General features: G+C 62.2%; 4 protein-coding genes and 1 pseudogene. 3 read left to right on the forward strand and 2 right to left on the reverse strand.

The genetic code is table 11. The features are described from left to right. The 3 genes from VN623_RS08645 to VN623_RS08655 all read left to right on the forward strand — a co-directional run. A partial coding sequence (locus VN623_RS08645; protein WP_325570119.1) for an NAD-dependent epimerase/dehydratase family protein occupies positions 1-558 on the forward strand: 558 nt, incomplete at its 5' end. Between the two features lie 76 nt (positions 559-634). Further along, positions 635-1,909 carry a lytic murein transglycosylase gene (locus tag VN623_RS08650; RefSeq protein ID WP_325570121.1) on the forward strand — a complete coding sequence of 425 codons (1,275 nt, stop codon included), beginning with the start codon at positions 635-637 and terminating at the stop codon, positions 1,907-1,909. A gap of 45 nt (positions 1,910-1,954) precedes the next feature. Further along, complete coding sequence (locus VN623_RS08655) at positions 1,955-3,340, forward strand: SGNH/GDSL hydrolase family protein (RefSeq protein WP_325570124.1); 1,386 nt, start codon at positions 1,955-1,957, stop codon at positions 3,338-3,340. Positions 3,341-3,391: 51 nt separating this feature from the next. Here the strand turns inward: VN623_RS08655 and VN623_RS08660 are convergent, their stop codons facing one another. Together VN623_RS08660 and VN623_RS08665 are read right to left on the reverse strand one after the other, a co-directional pair. Further along, on the reverse strand, positions 3,392-4,831 hold the full coding sequence (locus tag VN623_RS08660; protein ID WP_325570126.1) for a glutamate synthase subunit beta: 1,440 nt from the start codon (positions 4,829-4,831) through the stop codon (positions 3,392-3,394). A 96-nt stretch (positions 4,832-4,927) separates the two neighbouring features. Then, positions 4,928-5,674 (reverse strand): annotated as a pseudogene (locus VN623_RS08665) (glutamate synthase subunit alpha); the annotation flags it as partial.

A 5,674-nucleotide genomic window follows, 5' to 3' on the forward strand; every position in this document is an offset into this window, starting at 1 on the left:
CTGACGGCCTTCGCCGGCCTGCACGGCCTCGGCGCGGTGAGCCTGCGCTACTTCAACGTGGCAGGCGCCTACAGCGCGGCCGACGGGCGCGTCTACGGCGAGCGGCACGCCGTGGAGACCCACCTCATCCCGAACGTCCTGGCCGTCGCCCTCGGCCGCCGCGAGTCGGTGAGCGTCTTCGGCACCGACTACCCCACCCCCGACGGCACCTGCATCCGCGATTACATCCAGGTCAGCGACCTCGCCCGCGCCCATTCGGTGGCGCTTCAGTATCTCCGACGCGGAGGCGCATCCGAAATCTTCAACTGCGGCTACTCAAAGGGCTACTCGGTGCACGAGGTCATCGCGGCCGTGAAGCGCGTCTCCGGCGTCGATTTCAAGGTCGTGCTGTCGCCGCCGCGCGCCGGCGACCCGGCTGCGATCGTCGCGGCGTCGGCCAAAATCCGCAGCGAGCTCGGCTGGCAGCCCGAGCACGACGATCTCGATCGGATCGTGGCGCAGGCGCTCGCCTGGGAACAGCGCGTTGATCAGCTCAAAGCCGAGCCCGCGACGGCCTGAGGCCGCAAAAATGCCCTGAAATCCGCGCATGCGGCTTCGCATGGCGGTTCGCTCGGGCGCGGACACGGGAGATCCAATGAAGAACAGCGCAGCAATGCCGTCGAGCGGCAGATGCCTCGATCTTCTCAAGGCGGCGTGCCTCTCATTCGCGATATTTGCGGGCGGCGGCACGGTCGCGAACGCTGCATCTGCGCGAGATTTCCACGCCTTCGTCGAAAGCCTTTGGCCGGACGCCAAAGCCCAGGGCATCACGCGCAAAACGTTCGACGCAGCCTTTGCCGGGGTCGAGCCCGACTACTCGATACCCGATCTCGATCTTCCCAGTCGCCCGAAGGTCGACAACAACGGGCAGGCGGAATTCACAAAAACCGCCGCCGACTATTTGTCGAAGGATTATCTCGATAAGCTCGCGGTGCAGGGTCGCGCATTTCTGGCTCAGCACAAAGCGGCGCTCGAACGCATCGAAGGCCTGACCGGCGTCGACCGTTACACGCTTGTCGCCGTCTGGGGCCGTGAGTCAGCTTACGGAACCTATCATGCGTCGAACGACGCAATTCGCATGCTGGCGACTTTGGCCTACACGGGCAAGCGCAAGGACAAATTTCGCGAAGAACTTCTCGCAGCGCTGAAAATGCTTCAGTCCGGCATTCCACGTTCCGATATGAAATCATCGTGGGCGGGAGCCGTCGGTCTGACGCAGGCCATGCCGACGGAATACTTCAAGTACGCCACTGACGGCGATGGCGACGGCAAGATCGACTTATGGCGCTCGGTCGCCGATGCTCTTGCGTTCACGGCTCGACAACTCGAAGGCAAAGGCTGGGTGCGCGGCGCGCGCTGGGGATACGAGGTGATCGCGCCGCCCAAAGCCGATTGCTCGCTCGAAGGCCCGCCCGATGCACGGCCGATCGCCGATTGGGTTCGTATGGGTTTCACCAAAGCTAGCGGTCCGCGCTTCACTGCGGCTCAGCTCAAGGAGGATGCCTACCTGATGATGCCGGCCGGCGCCTATGGGCCGGCGTTCCTGGCAGCTCAGAATTTTCGCGTCATCCGCCTCTACAACACATCCGACCTCTATGCCCTGTTTGTCGGACATCTCTCGGATCTCATCCGGGGCGGCGGCGACTTCGCGACGCCGTGGAAATCGTTCGCTCAGCCCAAAACGCAAACCGTGCACGGTTTGCAGGTTCGGCTGAAAGCGCTCGGCTATCCGATGGACAAGATCGACGGCAAGATTGGCTCGAACACGCGAAAGCAGATCGGCATTTATCAGAAGGCCAATGGGCTTAAGATCGACTGCTGGCCGTCTGATGGCGTGCTTGCGCACGCCAGTTCAAAGGCCGAGCGCTGACGGCCGCTGAGGCGTTGGAGCGAGCGCCGCGACGCTGTATGGTGCGTGCGCAATATCGTTCTCTCGACGCTGAAAGTCTCTCGCCAAAGGCACCGCGACCGGATGAAAGTCCATTTGAAACGGATCGGCTTCTGGACCGCTTCATTGCTGGCGCTGCTGATGCTCGCGTTGGTTGCTCCGGCGAGCGCCGGTGACGATGATCGCAGCGGCACGTTTCTGACGTCGTTCCCGGACAACGATGTCTATCAAGTCACTGTTTTCGGCGATGCGTTCGCCGACGGATTGCTCGGCGGCCTTATACAGGCCTTCAACGCCGACGTCCGGCTGAACATCCAGCGCCAGGTGAGCCCGATTTGGAGCGTTGCCGGTTCCGGTTTTGAAGCCAAGGTGGCAGCGCTCGAAAAGGCGATCGGCGCACAGCCGTTTAACATCGCGATCGTGATGGTCGGGGAGAACGATCGCATTTCGATCAGAGGCGCCGACGGCAAGCGGATCGCGATGGGCAGTGACCAATGGATCACAGAATATACCCGGCGCATCGACCGCCTGATGCGTACGTTCAAACGCCAGAGCGCCGGCGTCTACTGGGTTGGTTTGCCGACGCTGGCGCGCGGCGACAACGAACTGGTGCAACGCATGAATGACGTGATGCGCGAGCGCGCCTATCTCAACGGCTACAAATACATTGATACCTTTCAAGGTTTCAGCGGCGACAACGGCGGTTACTCGGCTTACGGCCCCGACCTCGAAGGCGCCATTCGTCTGCTGCGATTGCGCGACGGCGTCAACTTCACGGACGTCGGCAATCGCAAGTTGGCGCATTTTGTTGAGAAGGACCTGAGATCCGATCTGATGCAGGCCAAGGCCAACCGTAACATCCCGTTGCTCGGTGCCGAGCCCGAGCAGGCGAAGATCAATCCTGGCAATACAGTCAAAACGCCTGCACCGTCTTCGCCGGTAGCCTCAGGCAAGCAGGAGGGCGGAAAAGCGCCCGTGGTTCGCGGCTTGTCGCTTGACGGTACGCCGCCGTCGTCGACGAGCACCGCCTCCGGCGATCAGAAGAGTGACAACGGCAAGATCGTTTTGAAGGTCGCCGGCAGCAACGGCCGCGAAGAAACACAGACGATCGAAATTCTGCGGCCCGCAATCCCGGCATCCGTCGTGGCGCTGATGGCCCGCCGCGAGGGCTCGGGCCAGCGCGGCGATCTTCTGGTCGATCAGATAGCCGGCGGATTGACGTTGATGAGTTCGATCACGCCGTCGGACGGCAAAGATCGCGGCAAGCTTTCGCCGACGCAGGCGCCCTACTTCCGGCTGCTCGTCAAGGGCGAGCGCCTGCAGCCGAAGCCCGGCCGCGCCGACGACGTGACGTGGCCGCCGAAAAACAACACTACGAGCGAGGCAAAGCCCGCCGAGCCGCCGCGCGGCTGAATTCAATTTTAGGCTGCTATATGCGGGCGGTCATGACGTGAGGGCTGATCGCTAGCGCGGCAGCGCCGTCGTTCCCATCAGGAACTTGTCGATCGCATGGGCTGCCTGACGGCCCTCGCGAATGGCCCAGACGACCAGCGACTGGCCGCGGCGGATATCGCCGGCGCAGAACAGCTTCGGCGAAGCGGCAAGCTTGTACTCCTTGTCCGTCGCATCGAGCCCCTTGAAGCGGCCACGCGGCACGACGGGAAGCTGCAGCTCTTTGATGACATCGCTTTCGACCGGGCCGGAAAATCCCATCGCGAACAGCACGAGTTCTGCGTCGAGCGCGCCTTCCGACCCCTTGATCGGCTGCAGGTTGCCGTCAACGCGCGTGTAATGCAGCTTCTTCACCTTGCCGCCTTCGCCTGAGAAGCCCGCCGTCGAAATCGAATATTCGGTCTTCGCGCCTTCCGCCTGTGAAGACGAAACGCGCAGCTTCAGCGGCCAGTGCGGCCAGGATAGCGCCTTGTTTTCCTTCTTCGGCGGTTGCGGCATGATTTCGAGCTGCGTGACGCTCTTGGCACCTTGCCGGAACGACGTGCCGATGCAGTCGGAGCCCGTGTCGCCGCCGCCGATGACGATGACGTGCTTGTCCTTGGCCGAAATCTCTTTCGTCTTGGGCTTCTGCGGCTCGCCAGAAACACGGCGGTTCTGCTGCGGCAGGAAATCCATCGCGTAGTGGAGGCCGTCGAGGTCGCGTCCCGGTGATTTGGCGAAGAAGTCGAACGGCTGTTCGGAGCCGATCGCGAGCAGCACGGCATCGTGCTTGTTTTCAAGTTCCTTCGCCGAAAGATCTTGGCCGACATGGAAGCCGCAATGGAAGGTTACGCCCTCGGCTTCCATCTGCTTGACGCGCCGCGCGATGACTGCCTTTTCCATCTTGAAATCGGGGATGCCATAGACGAGCAGGCCGCCGGGCTTCGCGTTCTTCTCATAGACGTGCACATCGTGCCCGGCTCGCGCCAGCTGCTGGGCAGCGGCGAGACCCGCCGGACCTGAGCCGATGATGGCGACGCTCTTGCCGGTCTTGTGTTCGGGTGGCAGTGGACGTGTCCAGCCTTCATCCCAAGAGCGTTCGGCAATCGAGTATTCGATCGTTTTGATCGTCACCGGGTTGTCGTCGATGTTGAGCGTGCAGGACGCTTCGCACGGCGCCGGGCAGATGCGGCCGGTCACTTCCGGAAAGTTGTTCGTCGAATGCAGATTCTCAGCGGCTTCTTTCCAGTCGCCGCTGTAGACGAGGTTGTTCCAATCGGGGATCTGATTGTTGACCGGGCAGCCCGTGTGGCAATAGGGAATTCCGCAATCCATGCAGCGAGCCGCCTGCTTCTTGACCTCAGGCTCGGCCAGCGGAATGGTGAATTCCTTGTAGTGCTTTATGCGCTCTTCGACCGGCTTATACTTCCGGTCGACGCGGTCGATCTCCAAAAACCCCCTTAGCTTGCTCATTCGTCTTTCTCTTCGTCCAATTCGTGACTATTCGAGCTTCGCCCGGTTTCAGTGATCCGGCTTTACCCTTGGGACGGGTTAGGACGGTCTTGGCGGCTACTTAGCTGAGGTCGCCGCCTCGAGGTTCGTTTCGCGCGCTTTCGCGAGTTCGGCGAGCGCATGGCGATATTCGACGGGCATGACTTTCTTGAACTTCGGCAGATAGGTCGCGAAGTCTTTCAGGATCGCCTGCGCCTGGCGCGAGTTGGTATAGCGCGCGTGCCGCGAGATGAGCGTGTGCAGGCGCTCGGCGTCCTGTTGGCGCAAATCGACCATGACGCTTTGCAAGGCAACCGCAACTTCGCCGCCTTGCTGGGCAAGCTCCGCGAGCGAGCCCGGATCGGCGGTGAGCGCTTCGAGCTGCACCATGTCCTTGTTGAGCTGGGCTTCGAAGTCGCCCTTCTCGTCGAGCACGTAGGCGATGCCGCCCGACATGCCGGCCGCGAAATTGCGGCCCGTGGGGCCGAGCACGACGACGACGCCGCCGGTCATATATTCGCAGCCGTGATCGCCGGTGCCTTCGACAACGGCATAGGCGCCGGAATTTCTGACGGCGAACCGCTCGCCGGCGACGCCACGGAAATAGCATTCGCCGTTGATGGCACCGTAGAGCACCGTATTGCCAACGATGATGCTTTCTTCCGGCGTGATGCCGGACTTGGGATCGGGTCTGACGATCAGCTTGCCGCCCGAGAGGCCCTTACCGACGTAGTCGTTGGCTTCGCCGACAAGGTCCAGCGTCACGCCATGCGCCAGCCAAGCGCCGAACGCCTGCCCCGCGGTGCCCTTCAGTGACAGCCAGAT

This window comes from Hyphomicrobium sp. (genome assembly GCF_035572195.1).
Lineage (GTDB): Bacteria > Pseudomonadota > Alphaproteobacteria > Rhizobiales > Hyphomicrobiaceae > Hyphomicrobium_B.

Bases quoted from the DNA above. Each gene is read 5' to 3' on its own strand.
- VN623_RS08660 (WP_325570126.1), bottom strand. From the start codon at position 4,831: ATGAGCAAGCTAAGGGGGTTTTTGGAGATCGACCGCGTCGACCGGAAG.
- VN623_RS08650 (WP_325570121.1), top strand. From the start codon at position 635: ATGAAGAACAGCGCAGCAATGCCGTCGAGCGGCAGATGCCTCGATCTT.